Below are 13,058 nucleotides of genomic sequence, written 5' to 3'. Positions count from 1 at the left end.
CTGGATAATTACATCGCACCATTTGTCTGCCTCGGTTTACCGTCGTAGCCTTAAGCTTGGGCGAATTTTTAGGTGGCATTAATCTCTGCCATCGACGAACGTTTTCCCCGACTTTCTCTTATGAAGATTCTTATTCGTTTTGTTCAAGCCGATCACGCCGCCAACCAAGCCGCCGAAGATCATCATAATTGCGACGGCAAACCACCAGACTGCAAACGCCGTTCCCATAAGCGCCAACCCCATTGCTGGCACAAAAATCACCGCGACGAGCATGGCAACCATCGTTCCGGCCGTGGTCCAGCGCCGAGTTGTCGTGCTGAGTGCCTGTTTCCGAACCGCGCCAGCTAACTGGCGCGATGTTGATAGATCGCGGTTACCCATTTGATGCCCTGCCTCCCCGAAAATACGGCTCCTCCTTTAGCAGCTAATTGACCGCCAAAGTCGAGGGGGTCGCAAACGAGGGAGGCGAGCTTTGGTAGGCGTTGGCGGGGCGCACTGTGCAACAACCTACGTGGCGCGTTCGACCGCTCTGGCCGCTAGGCGGAATTCTGTTCCAGAGACCGCAAGTGATAGAAGGGCAACTTTCCAATCTCCCCTGCCATCGTCTTTAGAGTGACCTCGCCGTAGGTTTCGGCCACCGTCCGGGGTGCCTGCCCCTGAATTGCGTCAAGGATGCGTGGCGGAATACCTACTTCCATCCCGACCGTCTTGAAGCGGTGTCGCCAACCGTGATTCGGAGCGACATTTGGATCCGACACGAAACTTCGACCGAATTCGGCAAGACGGTTCTTAAGACCGCGCCGTGCGCCTCGACTGTCTTCGGAGGGATCGACATTCAGGAACAGGTGACCGCTGCCAGATTCCTCGACAAATTCATGGAAACCGAGGTCGATGAGCTGCTCATGGAGAGGTACATCCCGAGCCTCGTTCGTCTTCACCGTCCCAGCCTCGGGAGTGATGCGAATTATCCAAAGACTGTCGCGTGTGAATACATCCTGTTTTCGCAACTGGGCCAGTTCGCCCACCCGGGCTCCAGTGAACGCGCACAGCCACGGAATCCAGCGCTTGGCAGCAAAGGTCTTCGGAGTTTCCTGTCCTCGCTGATGTGCCATAGCGCCGGATAGAATGGCCGTGGCCTCCTCGTCCGAAAGGCTCTTCGATCGAAGCCGCGGCGTCTTTCCTACCTTCAAGGTAACACCTGCCGCCGGGTTGTGGGTGACAAGTCCGTTTGCGACTCCCCATTCAAAGACAACTTTCAGAGCCGACAGATTGCTGTCTTTAACCGTCTTGGCCGAAACCATTTTTCCGGTCTTAGGCGAGGGTGTGCTCAGGCGGTGATTTTTGAACCCAATCACGTCCTTAGCTGTCACCTTCGCCGCATCCTCGTGGCGGAGGAAATTAGCAAGATAGGCAAATGCATTGCGATAGCTCTCATAGGTGCTCGGCTTCCGACCAGCCGCCTTGTTTTCTTGCCACCACCCTTCAACCAACCCCATTAGCGTGGCTGGATCAGATTTCGTCTGTGCCGTCGTCGCTTGGAGTGATCGAGTGTCCGCCGGTCGACTTGCCGAACGATCGATGCGCTCGAGTGGCTCTAGGCCGAATTCGTACTCCCCGCGTTCGAGCTTTTGCAGGGTCAAGCTGGCTCGTTGAAAAGCTGCGCCCACCGCCCGCGCCATCTTCGTGACGCTCCATGGGTCGTTCGCAAAGCCATTCTCACGCAGGATGTCTTTAGCCCTGCTGATGCATTCGGCCCTCATCGACTTCCAAAAGATATTCTCGATCGGCATTGTTCCTGGAATCGGGTCGGAGATCCCTTCCACTCCAGGAATCGGGTCAGTCGAAGGCAACGGGTACTCGGTCCACATGCCGTCGTAGAAGTCGGGGTGCCAGTGCAGCTGTTCGCTGGGGTTGTCGTAGAACTTTGCAAGCCATTCATCGTGAACCGTCTGGGCGAGGGAGTGCGCCTCCCGGTCGGTAATGGGACGTGCGGGTGACACGGCTTTCTGAGTGGGCTCGCCATGACCGACACCAAGCCGAATTCGGGAGCAATCAGCTTCGAATTCCGCCAGCACCTCTGCATATCTTCGCTTGGCCTCTTCAGGCTCTTTCGTTCCAAGGGTCTTGTTGACTTCCTTGCGACCCGTCAGCGCGGCTATGTCCGCCGGTAGGCGCTTTCGAAACCAGTACACGCCGGTCTTCCGATGTTTGACAGGACGGCTCATAGCAAGGACCATGTGTAACACCCGTGTGTAGCAGTCGGGCAGGCCTAAGCATATAATTTCGCTAGTTTTTCAGCTGCGTCAACACCTTGAGAAGGTGATGGTGCCCAGAGGCGGATTCGAACCACCGACACGCGGATTTTCAGTCCGCTGCTCTACCAACTGAGCTATCTGGGCCTCGCCGGCAAACAAGATATCGTTGACCGGATTTCAGGAAAGCACCGTGGGCGCCCCTTGAAAGCGCGTGGGTTATAGCACGGGAATCCGGCCTGTCCAGCGCCTAAGCGCCGATTTTCCGGGGCAATTGTCGCGGATAGGTGACGAGGCTCGATAGGCGTCGGCAAAGCAGCAATCGCGCAAGGTCGGCCAAGTGAAATTGTCGCGGCCGGCGCCGCGCAAACCCTACTTCGGCTCGTCGCTCTCGTCCTCATCATCCCGCGCGGTGATGACATAGGCGCCCTTCAGCCAGCGGTTGAGGTCGATGTCCTTGCAGCGCGTCGAGCAGAAGGGATAGGTCTCGCGCGCCGATGGCTTGCCGCATTCGGGGCAGGGGCGCTTCGGGCGCAGCGGCGTGACCTTGTCGTCCAGGCTCATGGCCGCGCGGTGTGCCAGTTGGTGTGGACCTTGAAGCCTTCACCGGAAAGCAGCGCCACCGTCTCGTAGAGCGGCAGGCCGACGATGTTGGTGTAGGAGCCGACCAGCTTGACGACGAATGAGCCGGCGAGACCCTGCACGGCATAGCCGCCCGCCTTGCCGCGCCATTCGCCCGACGCGACATAGGCATCGATCTCCTCGCGCGGCAGCCGCTTGAAGCGAACCCTGGATTCAACCAGCCTTTGGCGCAGCTTGCCTCCCGGCGTGATCAGGCAGATGCCGGAATAGACCCTGTGCGAACGGCCCGAAAGCAGCCCAAGGCAATTGGCGGCGTCATCCAGCGTCTCGGCCTTGGGCAGGATGCGGCGCCCGACGGCGACCACCGTATCGGCGGCCAGCACGAAGCCTGGCGCATAGTCTTCCTCACTTTTCAGCGATGCCAGCGCCTTCTCGGCTTTTTCCGTCGACAGCCGCTTGGCCAGCGAGCGCGGATGCTCGGCGCGCAGCGGCGTCTCGTCGACATCGGCCGGCAGCACGCGGTCCGGCTCGATGCCGGCCTGCTGCAACAACTCGATCCGGCGCGGTGAACCCGAGGCAAGCACCAGCTTCTGCAAACTGCTCATCGCGGTCCGGATCTAATTCTTATTTGAAACGATAGGTGATGCGGCCCTTGGTCAGGTCATAGGGCGTCATCTCGACCAGGACCTTGTCACCGGTCAGCACGCGGATGCGGTTCTTGCGCATGCGGCCGGCCGTATGGGCGATGATCTCGTGTTCGTTTTCGAGCTTCACCCTGAACATCGCATTCGGCAACAATTCCGTCACGACACCCGGAAACTCGAGGACTTCTTCCTTCGGCATTCGATACCTTTGCTTGGATTGCAGTTCCGGCGTCCTGGAGTGCCCAGGCCGGAATTTCGGCGGAACCTATATGATAATCGTCCGCTTGTGAACACGCTTAGATCGCGTCATATGCGACGCGATCTAAGCTTTTATTGTGCATGTCGTTGTCTCAAAACCGGGACCACTTTTGAGCGACATCCATTAATCCGCGGCGTTTTTTGCTTCTGGAAGCAAAAAACGTCGGCTAATCCGCGCTTTCAGCCGTTCTCTCACGTCGCGGTAGCTGGCCATGATCTGCTCGCGCCTGCCGCCGACACCGGTCGGGTCCGGCATCGGCCAGTACTCAACGTCGACGGCAAGCGAGCGGGTGAGTTCGAGCGCGGCGTGGTGCGCTTCCGGCGCCAGCGTAACGATCAGGTCGAAATAGTCGTCCTCGAGATCGTCCATTGCTTTCGGCTGGCGCTCGCCCAGCGTCAGCCCTTCTTCGGCCAGCACCGCATCGACGAACGGGTCGCGCTCGCCCCTGTGTACGCCGGCAGAGGCAACGAAAGTGGCCGGCGGCAGCATGCGCCGCGCCAGCTGCTCGGCCATCGGCGAGCGCACGGCATTCATGCCGCACAAAAACAGGATCGAACGGGGCAGAGCGGCAGGCAGTTCAGCCTCGCCAATGCAGCACGCATACCAGCGTGAACAGCCGCCGCGCTGTGTCGAAGTCGATGTCGATCTTGCCGGCCAGCCGGTCCATCAGCGTCTGCGAGCCTTCATTGTGCAGGCCGCGCCGGCCCATGTCGATCGCCTCGATATGGCTCGGCGTCGAGGAGCGGATGGCGTCGTAATAGCTTTCGCAGATCAGGTAATAGTCTTTGACGATGCGTCTGAGCGGGGTCAGCGACAGGATGTGGGTGACGACGGCAGCGCCGTCTTCGCGGGCGACCGCAAACACCAGCCGGGATTCGGCCAGCGACAGCTTCAGCCGGTAGGGACCAGCGCCGTCATCATTGACCGGCTGAAAGCTGTTTTCCTCGATCAGGTCGAAGATCGCCACCGCGCGCTCATGTTCGACGTCGGGCGTCGAACGGCCGATCGATTCGTCGAGTTCGACATCGATCAGCTTGGCGCGGGTTCGATCGTAGTCCGACATGGTGGCCTACATGTTCAGCCGGATGGCGACGGAGCGGCCATGCGCGTCGAGGCCTTCCGCCTTGGCCAGCGCGATGGCCGCCGGCGCAAGTGCTCTCAGTTGCTCCGGCCCGAGCTTCAGGATCGAGGTGCGCTTGACGAAATCGAGCACCGACAGGCCCGACGAGAAACGCGCCGAACGCGCCGTCGGCAGCACGTGGTTGGAGCCGCCGACATAGTCGCCGATGACTTCGGGCGTATGACGGCCTAGAAACACCGCACCTGCATTGCGCATCCTGGCGAGAAAACCCTCGGCGTCGTCGATGGCCAACTCGACATGTTCGGCGGCGATGCGGTCGACCAGCGGCAGCGAGGCCTCGATCGTGTCCACCAGGATCACCGCGCCGAAATCGCGCCAGCTGGCGGCCGCCGTCTCTGCGCGCGGCAAACTTTGCAGCTGGCGCTCAACCGCCTGTTCGACGGCTTTGCCAAACGCGGGATCGTTGGTGATCAGGATCGATTGCGCCGACACGTCGTGCTCGGCTTGGGCCAGAAGGTCGGCGGCAATCCAGTCGGGATCGTTGCTGCCGTCGGCCACCACCAGCACTTCCGACGGGCCGGCGATCATGTCGATGCCAACCGTGCCGAACACCTGGCGCTTGGCCGCGGCGACATAGGCATTGCCGGGTCCAACGATCTTGGCGACCGGCTTTATTGTTTCGGTACCATGGGCAAGCGCTGCGATCGCCTGCGCGCCACCGACGCGGTAGATTTCCGAGACGCCTGAAATGTCGGCCGCCACCAGCACCAGCGGGTTGATGACGCCGCCCGGCGCCGGCACCACGATGACGATGCGCTCGACGCCGGCCACCTTGGCCGGCACGGCGTTCATCAGCACCGAGCTCGGATAGCTCGCCGTACCGCCCGGCACATAGAGCCCGACCGCCTCGATCGCCGTCCAGCGCGAGCCCAATTCGACGCCGGCGGCATCGGTGTAGCGGTCGTCCCTGGGCATTTGGCGTTCGTGATGGGATCGGATGCGGTCGCGGGCAAACTTCAGCGCCTCGACTGTCTGCGGGTCGGCTTCCTTGTAGGCCCGAGCGATATCTTCCTTCGACACGGCGATACCGAGCCTGTCGAGCTCGGCGCGATCGAATTTCCTGGAATAGTCGATCAGCGCCGCATCGCCCTCGGCGCGAACCCGCGCAATAATGGCGCGCACGGCGGTGTCGACGTCTTCCGACACTTCCCGCTTGGTGGTCAGGAAGGCGGCAAAACGCTGTTCGAAACCGGCGTCGGACTGGCGGAGCGTGATGGCCATCGGCTGCGTCTAGATCATGATGAGATTTGTTTGAAATCTCACCATGATCTAACCCTTTGTTGGAGCATGATCTTTTCCAAAAACCGGTACCCACTTTTTGGGATCATGCCTTAGCCCCTGTGCACCGGACGCGAGGTGGCTTCCCAGGCGCCGCCGATATCGGCAAGCCGCGCCTCGATGCATTCGACATCGAGCATGATCGTGCCGCCGCCCGAAAAGACCAGTTCGACGATGCCGGCGGGCTTGCTGATCTCGACGAAGCTGATCGCCAGCAGCGACAGCACCTCAGCCGGTCGGTCGCGGGCGATGCCGTTGGTCTTGGCGCCGAGCACGCGATCGAAATGCAGCACCGCCTGGCGCCGTTCATTGTGCTGTCTGAACAGGCCGGACTTCGCCTCCCAGACGAAGCGGTTCATGGTCAGCAGGAAACGCTTGGCCGAAGGCAAATATTCGAGGTCCGAAACCTTCATCACGGCGTCCTGAACATGGGCCGAGACGATGCTCAGATCCTGATCGTCGAGCGCAATGAGTTTGAGGGCTGCCATGCGGAATTTGTGCCTAAGGTTGGTCTGAAGCCTTCTGTTAGGCGGTCTTAGCGATCCGTGCAACCGCGCCAATAGCTTCGTTTTGCGCTGCCCCTCATCGCCCTGCCGGGCACTTCCCCCCGTATAGTGACGGGGAGAAGGACGCAGATCCGAAGGATTTCGCCAATTTTCTACGTTGCAAGAGAGGAGCCGATATCGCGATCAGCCCCTTCTCCCCGTCACTATACGGGGAGAAGATGCCGGCAGGCAGATGAGGGGCGGCGCCGAGATCGACGATTGTCTGCGCCTGGAATCCTGCCGCCTATGCCGAAATCCGCTCGATCACGGCGCCGCAGCTGGACAGCTTTTCTTCCAGCCGCTCAAAACCGCGGTCGAGGTGGTAGACGCGGTTGACCGTGGTCTCGCCTTCGGCCGCGAGGCCGGCAATGACCAGCGACACCGACGCGCGCAGATCGGTCGCCATGACAGGCGCGCCCTTCAGCTTGGCGACGCCGTCGACGATCGCCGTCTGGCCCGACAGCGTGATGTGGGCGCCCAGGCGGGCCAGTTCCTGCACATGCATGAAGCGGTTTTCGAAAATGGTCTCGGTGATACGCGACTTGCCCTTGGCCATGGTCATCAGGCCCATGAATTGCGCCTGCAGATCGGTCGGGAAGGACGGGAAGGGCGCCGTCGTCACGTCGACCGGTGCAATGCCGGCGCCGTTGCGCCGCACACGGATGCCGGAATTGGTCGGCGTGATCTCGGCGCCGGTCTGCGCAATCACGTCCAGCGCGGTCTGCAGCAGCTCGGGGCGAGCGCCTTCCAGCACCACGTCGCCGCCGGTCATGGCCACGGCCATGGCGTAGGTGCCGGTCTCGATACGGTCCGGGATGACGCGCACGCGCGCGCCTGACAGCGATTCGACGCCATCGATGGTAATGGTCGGCGTGCCGGCGCCGGAGATCTTGGCGCCCATGGCGTTGAGGCATTCGCCGAGGTTGACGATCTCGGGCTCGCAGGCGGCGTTTTCCAGCACCGTCTCGCCCTTGGCCAGCGACGCCGCCATCATCAGCACATGGGTGGCGCCGACCGACACTTTAGGGAAGATATAGCGGTTGCCGACAAGGCGGCCATTCCTGGTCTTGGCCAGGACATAGCCGGTGTCGACATCGATGTCGGCGCCCAGCGCCTGCAGGCCTTCAAGGAACAGATCGACCGGCCGCGTGCCGATGGCGCAACCGCCCGGCAACGACACTTTGGCCTCGCCCATGCGGGCCAGCAGCGGGCCGATCACCCAGAACGACGCCCGCATTTTCGACACCAGCTCGTAAGGCGCGGTCGTGTCGACGATGTTGCGGGCCGAGAAATTGATGGTGCGCGAATAGCCCTCATTCTGCTTTTCGCGGCGACCGTTGACCGAATAATCGACGCCGTGATTGCCGAGGATGCGGATCAGCTGCTCGACATCGGCCAGATGCGGCACATTTTCCAGCGTCAGCGTGTCGTCGGTCAGCAGCGACGCGATCATCAGCGGCAGGGCTGCGTTTTTCGCGCCCGAAATCGGAATGCTTCCGGCGAGCTTGTTGCCGCCGACAATTCTGATGCGATCCATGAGAGAATGTCCCCTCGGCGCGAAAGGCCGGTTTCGTCAGTTTGAGTATCGGCCCGTCTAGACCATTGGCCGGCTTGGTTCAAGAAATAGGATTTCCTGCCCCTTTGGCCAAGGTGGCGGGCCAGTGTGGCGGCTTTTGGTTAGTCCTTGTGCATTTTTTCAGCAGCCGCCAGGCCTTCCGGCTGCTGGTCGGCGTCGCCGGCGCGCTGCTTGTCAGCGTCGCCGTTGCGCCGTGAACGCGCCTGCGCCTTGCGCTTCATGAGATTGGCGCGCAGCTGCTCTGCCAGGCGGTCCTTGCGGTCCGTGCCGCCCTTTTTTGCCGGATCGGCCCTTTTCGGTGGAATTGTCTTGTCGTTCATCGTCCCGTCCCACCCGTGACTGGCAGGCTTGCCGTTCTGGGATAGCTAGCATTGTGGCGCCGGCATGTCAGCGAAACTTGTCTGGCAAAGCCTTTCACAGATGCCTTGCGCTTGTCGGTTCGATATGGCAGAAGCCCCGCCATCAGCGGCTGCGGTAGCTCAGTGGTAGAGCACTCCCTTGGTAAGGGAGAGGTCGAGAGTTCAATCCTCTCTCGCAGCACCAGTCTATCTCCTTGAAATCATTGAAGTCATTGACAGGTAACGGTTTCTGTCCATTCTGACGTTACAAATGCCGTAACAATCAAGCTCATTGAGCGTCTCGAAGCAGCCACCGGTCCAGATCGGCAACTCGACATCGACATCTGCTATGTGATGGGCTGGGTAGATGAGCGGGGGACGCCGGAAGAGGCCGCTGAATTGGGGTTGCCATATCTCACGGGCAATTTGGCCGAGGTTTCCTCAATCACCCATAAATCTCTTCAAGGCTGGACGATCGAGGTCGACCAAGCCCCTTGCGACGCTCGCATCATCGCGCCGGAGCGCGACGAATACGACGATAGGAGCGCGGCTGCATGGCGCACTTTCGATGGCAGGGTCTATATGGAAAGGCCACCGGCCAACACCGCGATCGCCCTGACACTGGCGGCTATGCGTCTTCAGGCCGACAGTTTTTTCGAGCAAGCATGGTAAGGCGCAGCCGAAGCATTCCGGCGCCGTCGACGATCGACCAGAAATGGCCACACCAGGTCGCACTGCCAGACGATATCTGCACCGACCGGAACCTGACTGCGATTACCAAATTCTGTCAGGATCGCGGAATGAAGTTCCAGATCAGGCACGTCCAGGCGATATGGCCGAGTGCCGAGTATGAAAACTGGAGACTGCACTGCTTCGCTGACGCTGCGACCGCCCAGGCATTTCTTGACCACTTTAGCGGGGTTATGTTCGATCCCAAGCGTGACCGGGAGAACGGCAAGGTGCGTGGTGTCTGGCGTCGGACTGGCCGCTATGAACGAATTCTGGACCTCGGGCCGCTCAGCGTGCCGGAGATCCTTCGCAACTGAGGCTCAACCATGTGCGGACGCTACACGAGATATCTGTCGTGGTCGGAAATCCACCGGCTCTACCGTCTGACAGCTCCCGCTGAGGTTGGGCGCAACGATGCGCCCCGCTACAACATTGCGCCCACTGACGAAGTTCCATTCATCACCGCCGGCGATGACGGCAATCACAAGCTCCGGACCGGCCGCTGGTGGCTCGTTCCGTTCTGGGCGAAGGAAATGCCCAAGGCCGCGATGTTCAATGCTCGGATTGAAGGTGTCGACACAACGCCTGCCTTTCGCGATGCCTTCAGGTCGAAGCGCTGTCTCATCCCAGCCGATGGCTACTATGAATGGACGATATCGCCGGCAGACGGGAAGAAGGACCCATGGTTCATTTTCCAGCCCGGCCATGCACCGTTCTCATTCGCCGGACTCTGGGCCTACAATTCGAACTTTGAAATCACGAGTTGCACGATCATCACCGAGCCGTCAGCGGCGCCGGTTAATCAGATCCACGACCGCCAGCCGCTCATTCTGGATCCCGCTTTCTACAACGCATGGCTCGATCCCAAGACGCCGGCGGGAGACCTGAAAGACATCTTGCGCCACGACATTGACGGGAGTCTGCAATTCTATCGGGTCGGGCGAGAGGTCAATGGGGCCGCCATCAACAAACGGCCCAACGACTACGCAGGGCTGATCGAACCGATCAAACTGCTATGAGCGACGAAATCAGACTCCCCAGGCAGGACCATGTCACCACGCCGGGTATCCAGCATCACTTCTGTGAGCGCTCGAGTTGCGGCAGGGACGCCGGCTGGGGCTTTGCGAAGCCAAAGCAGGCACCTCATTGGTTCTGTTTCGAGCATCGCGCTGACGGCCAGCGGTTCCTATAGGAGAGGTGAATGTCGGACAACGTGCTGCCCACCCAGGCCAAGCCGAAGCTGATTGTAGTTGTTGCGTTAGACCGCGGCGAGGAAGGCGACCTGTTCACTGCCTATGGTCCGACAGATCAGCAGAGCGAAGACCGGGCGATCCGCACCGCCAAGGCGTTGGCTTCAAGCCACGTCGGCGTGATCGCATGGAGCCGCGATGCTGACCCCGCGCTGGGTGACTACGGGCCGCCGACGACCCTGTTTGTCAGCGGCGACGTGCCGGACATGGAATAAGCGGACCTCTAAGCGACATCGGTTTACTTCCGAATAGTCCAATCGATCCGGGTGAAAGGAACCGCCGAGGAATTGGTGAAAACTGCGTCACGAAACGCGTCGACGGCGGAGGCGTGAGTAACATTAACCACCACGTCCGCCAAACGCTCAACTTCATCGGCCAAGTGATCAACCCGATCCATGCGCTTCACGACGCGATCGTGCAGCATCTCCAACCGGGCGGCATGGTAAAGCACGCTGCGCTTATGACCGTTAGTATCAAGTGGTTTGAACAGCATTGTCATGGCGGCCAATCCTCACTTGGAGGTCTCATCCGGCGGACAGATATGACTCTGGCGCTTCCTGGCGTCCGTCACGCGCTGTTGAGCTGCCGGGATTCTGCAATACAGGGCGAGATCGACGGCGGCGCCATTTTTCCTTGTCCGTTTCTTTTCGTGCGATTGTGAGCGAATTCTCGGCGCGTTTGACGCGCAGCCTTGCGCTGCCAAGTTCGAAATCAAGAATCTCACCCATTGTTCCGCTTCCTATTGGGTTGCGGTCCCTTCGACTAATAAATCACGGCTGTTCAGTTTGGTTCCGGCCAAAAAGACTAGTTGCGACGGCCGCAACCTGCGGCCTTTCGAGGGCGCTTACCGAAGTGCCGCTGCATGGACAATGACAGGCTGTCAGTGCGGTCCCAGCGCGGCAAGCGACAGGGACATCACCAGAGCAACGATAACAAGAGTTGCCAGGATTCCTGCTGCAATCCAGAATCGTTTCGACTTCGGCATGCTCATCCAATTCCGCTACCACCTTCGCGATGCTGCATGGCGTCGGCGATCACTTTGAACACGCTGCCGACCTCCTCGGCGATTTCATCGCTGGAAATGCCTCCGCGGTCGGCAGCCTTCAGCGCCTGATCGGCCAAGTCGCTGATGGCCGCGGGATCGTCGGTGAAGGCGTTCGGCAGTTGCTCTGCCATCCATTTTTCGAGGAAGTCGATGCCGCGTTTGCTCATTGAGGAGATAAGTTGAGCCGGTTCATTAAGTTCCGCTCATAGATATTCCGTAGCTAAAGAACGCCTCACACAGACCTTTGTCGATCACTTACGTTTCGAAGTGACACCTATTAACGCAACCCCTGCATGAGGACTTGGAACGTCGCTCCGATCTCTTCATCAATCTCTTGGCCCGGAATGCATTGGGCTTGCGCTGCCCGTTTTGCGTCCACAGCCATATCGATCACCATCAGCACAGGGTCGCTAATCGGATCGTCCTGCAGATGATCCGATATCCAATGGCAGAGAAAATCGCTTCCCCGCTTGCTCATTCTTCCCTAAAGTCCTGCAGAGAGGCATGACGTAAATCGTCCTCGCCGCGAAGGTGCTTCACGCGGCCGATCACCCCTGGCTTTACCCACACAGTCGCCGGCCGCTTCATGCCTTTTGGCGCCTGTCCTGGGGTCTCCTGGACACGCTTCCATAACCGTTCGCGCATTTCCCGATTGGCGTTGATAAAGGCGCTTCCGACATAGCGGCCTGTTCCGCGTTCTGCCATCAGCGCAAAAGCGGGCTTGCCAGGCTCGCGCTCGACGCCGAGCAGATCGTATTCCTCGATCATGAAGGCTTTGGTCTTCAGCCAGGCAGTCGACGGACCGCTGCGGTAGACACTGTCCTTACGCTTCGAGACCATGCCCTCAAGCCCGGCCTTGTCGACCAGTTCGAAGATGGCCTTTGCATCTCCTGGTAGCGTCTGGCTGAACTGGATGCGACCGCCGGCGGGGATCATCGCCTGCAGAATCTCGCGGCGGTCCTCCAGCGGCATGTCGCGAAGATCGTGACCGTTGAGGTGAAGCAGATCGAAGGCTACGAAATAGAGGTCGTGCTGGCGGCTGGTGATAGCTTTGCGCAGCGCCTTGAAGTCGGACAGGCCGGCCTCATTGGTGACGATCACCTCGCCGTCGATGATGGCGCTTTCGACCTTCATCTCACCGGCCGCCTTGGCGAGGTCGCGGTATTTGGACGTCCAGTCCAGACCGCGACGCGTGTAGATGCGCACGCCGCCAGCATCCCTAATGATTTGGGAGCGGTAGCCGTCGAACTTCACTTCGTGAATCCAGCCATCGCCCTCCGGCGGCTTCTCCACCAGGGTCGGCATCAACGGAGGTATGAACGACAGCCGGTTCCCGCCGGTTGGCTTGCGCATCGGAACCCCACGCACATCGAATTTGATTCAATATCGCTTGGTTGTTTCGGTTCCGTTAGCTAGCTC

The 13,058-nt window shown here is 60.2% G+C and carries 20 protein-coding genes and 2 tRNA genes; 5 read left to right on the top strand and 17 right to left on the bottom strand.

From position 1 onward, the window contains the following. Positions 1–78: 78 nt before the first annotated feature. The 12 genes from JQK88_RS07205 to JQK88_RS07150 all read right to left on the bottom strand — a co-directional run bounded on the left by JQK88_RS07205 (position 79) and on the right by JQK88_RS07150 (position 8,597). A complete protein-coding gene (locus tag JQK88_RS07205; protein WP_203277855.1) occupies positions 79–381 on the bottom strand; it encodes a hypothetical protein in 303 nt (100 codons plus the stop codon). A gap of 155 nt (positions 382–536) precedes the next feature. Further along, a complete protein-coding gene (locus tag JQK88_RS07200; protein WP_203277854.1) occupies positions 537–2,237 on the bottom strand; it encodes a DUF6538 domain-containing protein in 1,701 nt (566 codons plus the stop codon). Positions 2,238–2,323: 86 nt separating this feature from the next. Beyond that, positions 2,324–2,399: transfer RNA gene (locus JQK88_RS07195), tRNA-Phe, on the bottom strand. A gap of 225 nt (positions 2,400–2,624) precedes the next feature. Further along, positions 2,625–2,816 carry a DNA gyrase inhibitor YacG gene (gene yacG / locus JQK88_RS07190; RefSeq protein WP_142869784.1) on the bottom strand — a complete coding sequence of 64 codons (192 nt, stop codon included), beginning with the start codon at positions 2,814–2,816 and terminating at the stop codon, positions 2,625–2,627. Then, positions 2,813–3,439, bottom strand: a complete 627-nt coding sequence (locus JQK88_RS07185) for a Maf-like protein (protein WP_192252197.1) — start codon at positions 3,437–3,439, stop codon at positions 2,813–2,815. Before JQK88_RS07185 ends, yacG begins: the two co-directional genes overlap by 4 nt. Positions 3,440–3,458: 19 nt before the next feature. Next, entirely contained in the window at positions 3,459–3,677 is a 219-nt protein-coding gene (infA, locus tag JQK88_RS07180) for a translation initiation factor IF-1 (protein WP_006200926.1), read from the bottom strand. 183 nt (positions 3,678–3,860) lie between these two features. Further along, positions 3,861–4,271: an arsenate-mycothiol transferase ArsC gene (locus JQK88_RS07175; RefSeq protein ID WP_246501579.1), complete on the bottom strand. Its 411-nt coding sequence runs from the start codon at positions 4,269–4,271 to the stop codon at positions 3,861–3,863. 43 nt (positions 4,272–4,314) lie between these two features. Next, positions 4,315–4,800: a UPF0262 family protein gene (locus tag JQK88_RS07170; protein WP_192252203.1), complete on the bottom strand. Its 486-nt coding sequence runs from the start codon at positions 4,798–4,800 to the stop codon at positions 4,315–4,317. A gap of 6 nt (positions 4,801–4,806) precedes the next feature. Further along, a complete protein-coding gene (gene hisD / locus JQK88_RS07165; protein WP_203277853.1) occupies positions 4,807–6,099 on the bottom strand; it encodes a histidinol dehydrogenase in 1,293 nt (430 codons plus the stop codon). A 110-nt stretch (positions 6,100–6,209) separates the two neighbouring features. Next, positions 6,210–6,644 (bottom strand): DUF2948 family protein, encoded by a 435-nt coding sequence (locus JQK88_RS07160; RefSeq protein WP_192252209.1) that lies wholly within the window; start codon positions 6,642–6,644, stop codon positions 6,210–6,212. Positions 6,645–6,945: 301 nt separating this feature from the next. Beyond that, positions 6,946–8,238 (bottom strand): UDP-N-acetylglucosamine 1-carboxyvinyltransferase, encoded by a 1,293-nt coding sequence (gene murA, locus JQK88_RS07155; protein ID WP_203277852.1) that lies wholly within the window; start codon positions 8,236–8,238, stop codon positions 6,946–6,948. A 140-nt stretch (positions 8,239–8,378) separates the two neighbouring features. Continuing rightward, positions 8,379–8,597 (bottom strand): hypothetical protein, encoded by a 219-nt coding sequence (locus JQK88_RS07150; protein ID WP_203277851.1) that lies wholly within the window; start codon positions 8,595–8,597, stop codon positions 8,379–8,381. 148 nt (positions 8,598–8,745) lie between these two features. Here JQK88_RS07150 and JQK88_RS07145 point away from each other — a divergent pair. The 5 genes from JQK88_RS07145 to JQK88_RS07125 all read left to right on the top strand — a co-directional run bounded on the left by JQK88_RS07145 (position 8,746) and on the right by JQK88_RS07125 (position 10,809). Beyond that, positions 8,746–8,820, top strand: a tRNA-Thr gene (locus JQK88_RS07145). A 149-nt stretch (positions 8,821–8,969) separates the two neighbouring features. Then, positions 8,970–9,287, top strand: a complete 318-nt coding sequence (locus tag JQK88_RS07140) for a hypothetical protein (RefSeq protein WP_192248404.1) — start codon at positions 8,970–8,972, stop codon at positions 9,285–9,287. 128 nt (positions 9,288–9,415) lie between these two features. Next, on the top strand, positions 9,416–9,661 hold the full coding sequence (locus JQK88_RS07135) for a hypothetical protein (protein WP_192248401.1): 246 nt from the start codon (positions 9,416–9,418) through the stop codon (positions 9,659–9,661). Between the two features lie 9 nt (positions 9,662–9,670). Then, on the top strand, positions 9,671–10,363 hold the full coding sequence (locus tag JQK88_RS07130) for an SOS response-associated peptidase (RefSeq protein ID WP_203277850.1): 693 nt from the start codon (positions 9,671–9,673) through the stop codon (positions 10,361–10,363). Positions 10,364–10,545: 182 nt separating this feature from the next. Continuing rightward, positions 10,546–10,809: a hypothetical protein gene (locus JQK88_RS07125; RefSeq protein ID WP_192248395.1), complete on the top strand. Its 264-nt coding sequence runs from the start codon at positions 10,546–10,548 to the stop codon at positions 10,807–10,809. A gap of 23 nt (positions 10,810–10,832) precedes the next feature. Here JQK88_RS07125 and JQK88_RS07120 read toward each other — a convergent pair whose 3' ends face one another. From JQK88_RS07120 to JQK88_RS07100, 5 genes are all read right to left on the bottom strand, one after another. Then, positions 10,833–11,093 (bottom strand): hypothetical protein, encoded by a 261-nt coding sequence (locus JQK88_RS07120; RefSeq protein WP_192248392.1) that lies wholly within the window; start codon positions 11,091–11,093, stop codon positions 10,833–10,835. Between the two features lie 25 nt (positions 11,094–11,118). Further along, positions 11,119–11,322: a hypothetical protein gene (locus tag JQK88_RS07115; protein WP_203277849.1), complete on the bottom strand. Its 204-nt coding sequence runs from the start codon at positions 11,320–11,322 to the stop codon at positions 11,119–11,121. A 259-nt stretch (positions 11,323–11,581) separates the two neighbouring features. Beyond that, positions 11,582–11,806: a DUF768 domain-containing protein gene (locus JQK88_RS07110; protein WP_192248386.1), complete on the bottom strand. Its 225-nt coding sequence runs from the start codon at positions 11,804–11,806 to the stop codon at positions 11,582–11,584. A gap of 110 nt (positions 11,807–11,916) precedes the next feature. Beyond that, positions 11,917–12,117, bottom strand: a complete 201-nt coding sequence (locus JQK88_RS07105; protein ID WP_192248383.1) for a DUF768 domain-containing protein — start codon at positions 12,115–12,117, stop codon at positions 11,917–11,919. Continuing rightward, positions 12,114–12,992 carry an ATP-dependent DNA ligase gene (locus tag JQK88_RS07100; RefSeq protein ID WP_246501456.1) on the bottom strand — a complete coding sequence of 293 codons (879 nt, stop codon included), beginning with the start codon at positions 12,990–12,992 and terminating at the stop codon, positions 12,114–12,116. The genes JQK88_RS07105 and JQK88_RS07100 overlap by 4 nt, the downstream gene beginning before the upstream one ends. Positions 12,993–13,058: the final 66 nt, after the last annotated feature.

It is taken from the genome of Mesorhizobium caraganae (assembly GCF_016836705.1).
GTDB lineage: Bacteria > Pseudomonadota > Alphaproteobacteria > Rhizobiales > Rhizobiaceae > Mesorhizobium > Mesorhizobium caraganae.
Note: the sequence above shows the minus strand (reverse complement) of the source record. Positions and strands in the feature narration are given on the sequence as shown.

Excerpts from the sequence above, each read along its gene's own strand:
- JQK88_RS07205 (WP_203277855.1), bottom strand. The coding sequence starts at position 381 with ATGGGTAACCGCGATCTATCAACATCGCGCCAGTTAGCTGGCGCGGTT.
- JQK88_RS07200 (WP_203277854.1), bottom strand. The coding sequence starts at position 2,237 with ATGGTCCTTGCTATGAGCCGTCCTGTCAAACATCGGAAGACCGGCGTG.
- yacG (WP_142869784.1), bottom strand. The coding sequence starts at position 2,816 with ATGAGCCTGGACGACAAGGTCACGCCGCTGCGCCCGAAGCGCCCCTGC.
- JQK88_RS07185 (WP_192252197.1), bottom strand. The coding sequence starts at position 3,439 with ATGAGCAGTTTGCAGAAGCTGGTGCTTGCCTCGGGTTCACCGCGCCGG.
- infA (WP_006200926.1), bottom strand. The coding sequence starts at position 3,677 with ATGCCGAAGGAAGAAGTCCTCGAGTTTCCGGGTGTCGTGACGGAATTG.
- JQK88_RS07175 (WP_246501579.1), bottom strand. The coding sequence starts at position 4,271 with ATGAATGCCGTGCGCTCGCCGATGGCCGAGCAGCTGGCGCGGCGCATG.
- JQK88_RS07170 (WP_192252203.1), bottom strand. The coding sequence starts at position 4,800 with ATGTCGGACTACGATCGAACCCGCGCCAAGCTGATCGATGTCGAACTC.
- hisD (WP_203277853.1), bottom strand. The coding sequence starts at position 6,099 with ATGGCCATCACGCTCCGCCAGTCCGACGCCGGTTTCGAACAGCGTTTT.
- JQK88_RS07160 (WP_192252209.1), bottom strand. The coding sequence starts at position 6,644 with ATGGCAGCCCTCAAACTCATTGCGCTCGACGATCAGGATCTGAGCATC.
- murA (WP_203277852.1), bottom strand. The coding sequence starts at position 8,238 with ATGGATCGCATCAGAATTGTCGGCGGCAACAAGCTCGCCGGAAGCATT.
- JQK88_RS07150 (WP_203277851.1), bottom strand. The coding sequence starts at position 8,597 with ATGAACGACAAGACAATTCCACCGAAAAGGGCCGATCCGGCAAAAAAG.
- JQK88_RS07140 (WP_192248404.1), top strand. The coding sequence starts at position 8,970 with ATGGGCTGGGTAGATGAGCGGGGGACGCCGGAAGAGGCCGCTGAATTG.
- JQK88_RS07135 (WP_192248401.1), top strand. The coding sequence starts at position 9,416 with ATGAAGTTCCAGATCAGGCACGTCCAGGCGATATGGCCGAGTGCCGAG.
- JQK88_RS07130 (WP_203277850.1), top strand. The coding sequence starts at position 9,671 with ATGTGCGGACGCTACACGAGATATCTGTCGTGGTCGGAAATCCACCGG.
- JQK88_RS07125 (WP_192248395.1), top strand. The coding sequence starts at position 10,546 with ATGTCGGACAACGTGCTGCCCACCCAGGCCAAGCCGAAGCTGATTGTA.
- JQK88_RS07120 (WP_192248392.1), bottom strand. The coding sequence starts at position 11,093 with ATGACAATGCTGTTCAAACCACTTGATACTAACGGTCATAAGCGCAGC.
- JQK88_RS07115 (WP_203277849.1), bottom strand. The coding sequence starts at position 11,322 with ATGGGTGAGATTCTTGATTTCGAACTTGGCAGCGCAAGGCTGCGCGTC.
- JQK88_RS07110 (WP_192248386.1), bottom strand. The coding sequence starts at position 11,806 with ATGAGCAAACGCGGCATCGACTTCCTCGAAAAATGGATGGCAGAGCAA.
- JQK88_RS07105 (WP_192248383.1), bottom strand. The coding sequence starts at position 12,117 with ATGAGCAAGCGGGGAAGCGATTTTCTCTGCCATTGGATATCGGATCAT.
- JQK88_RS07100 (WP_246501456.1), bottom strand. The coding sequence starts at position 12,992 with ATGCGCAAGCCAACCGGCGGGAACCGGCTGTCGTTCATACCTCCGTTG.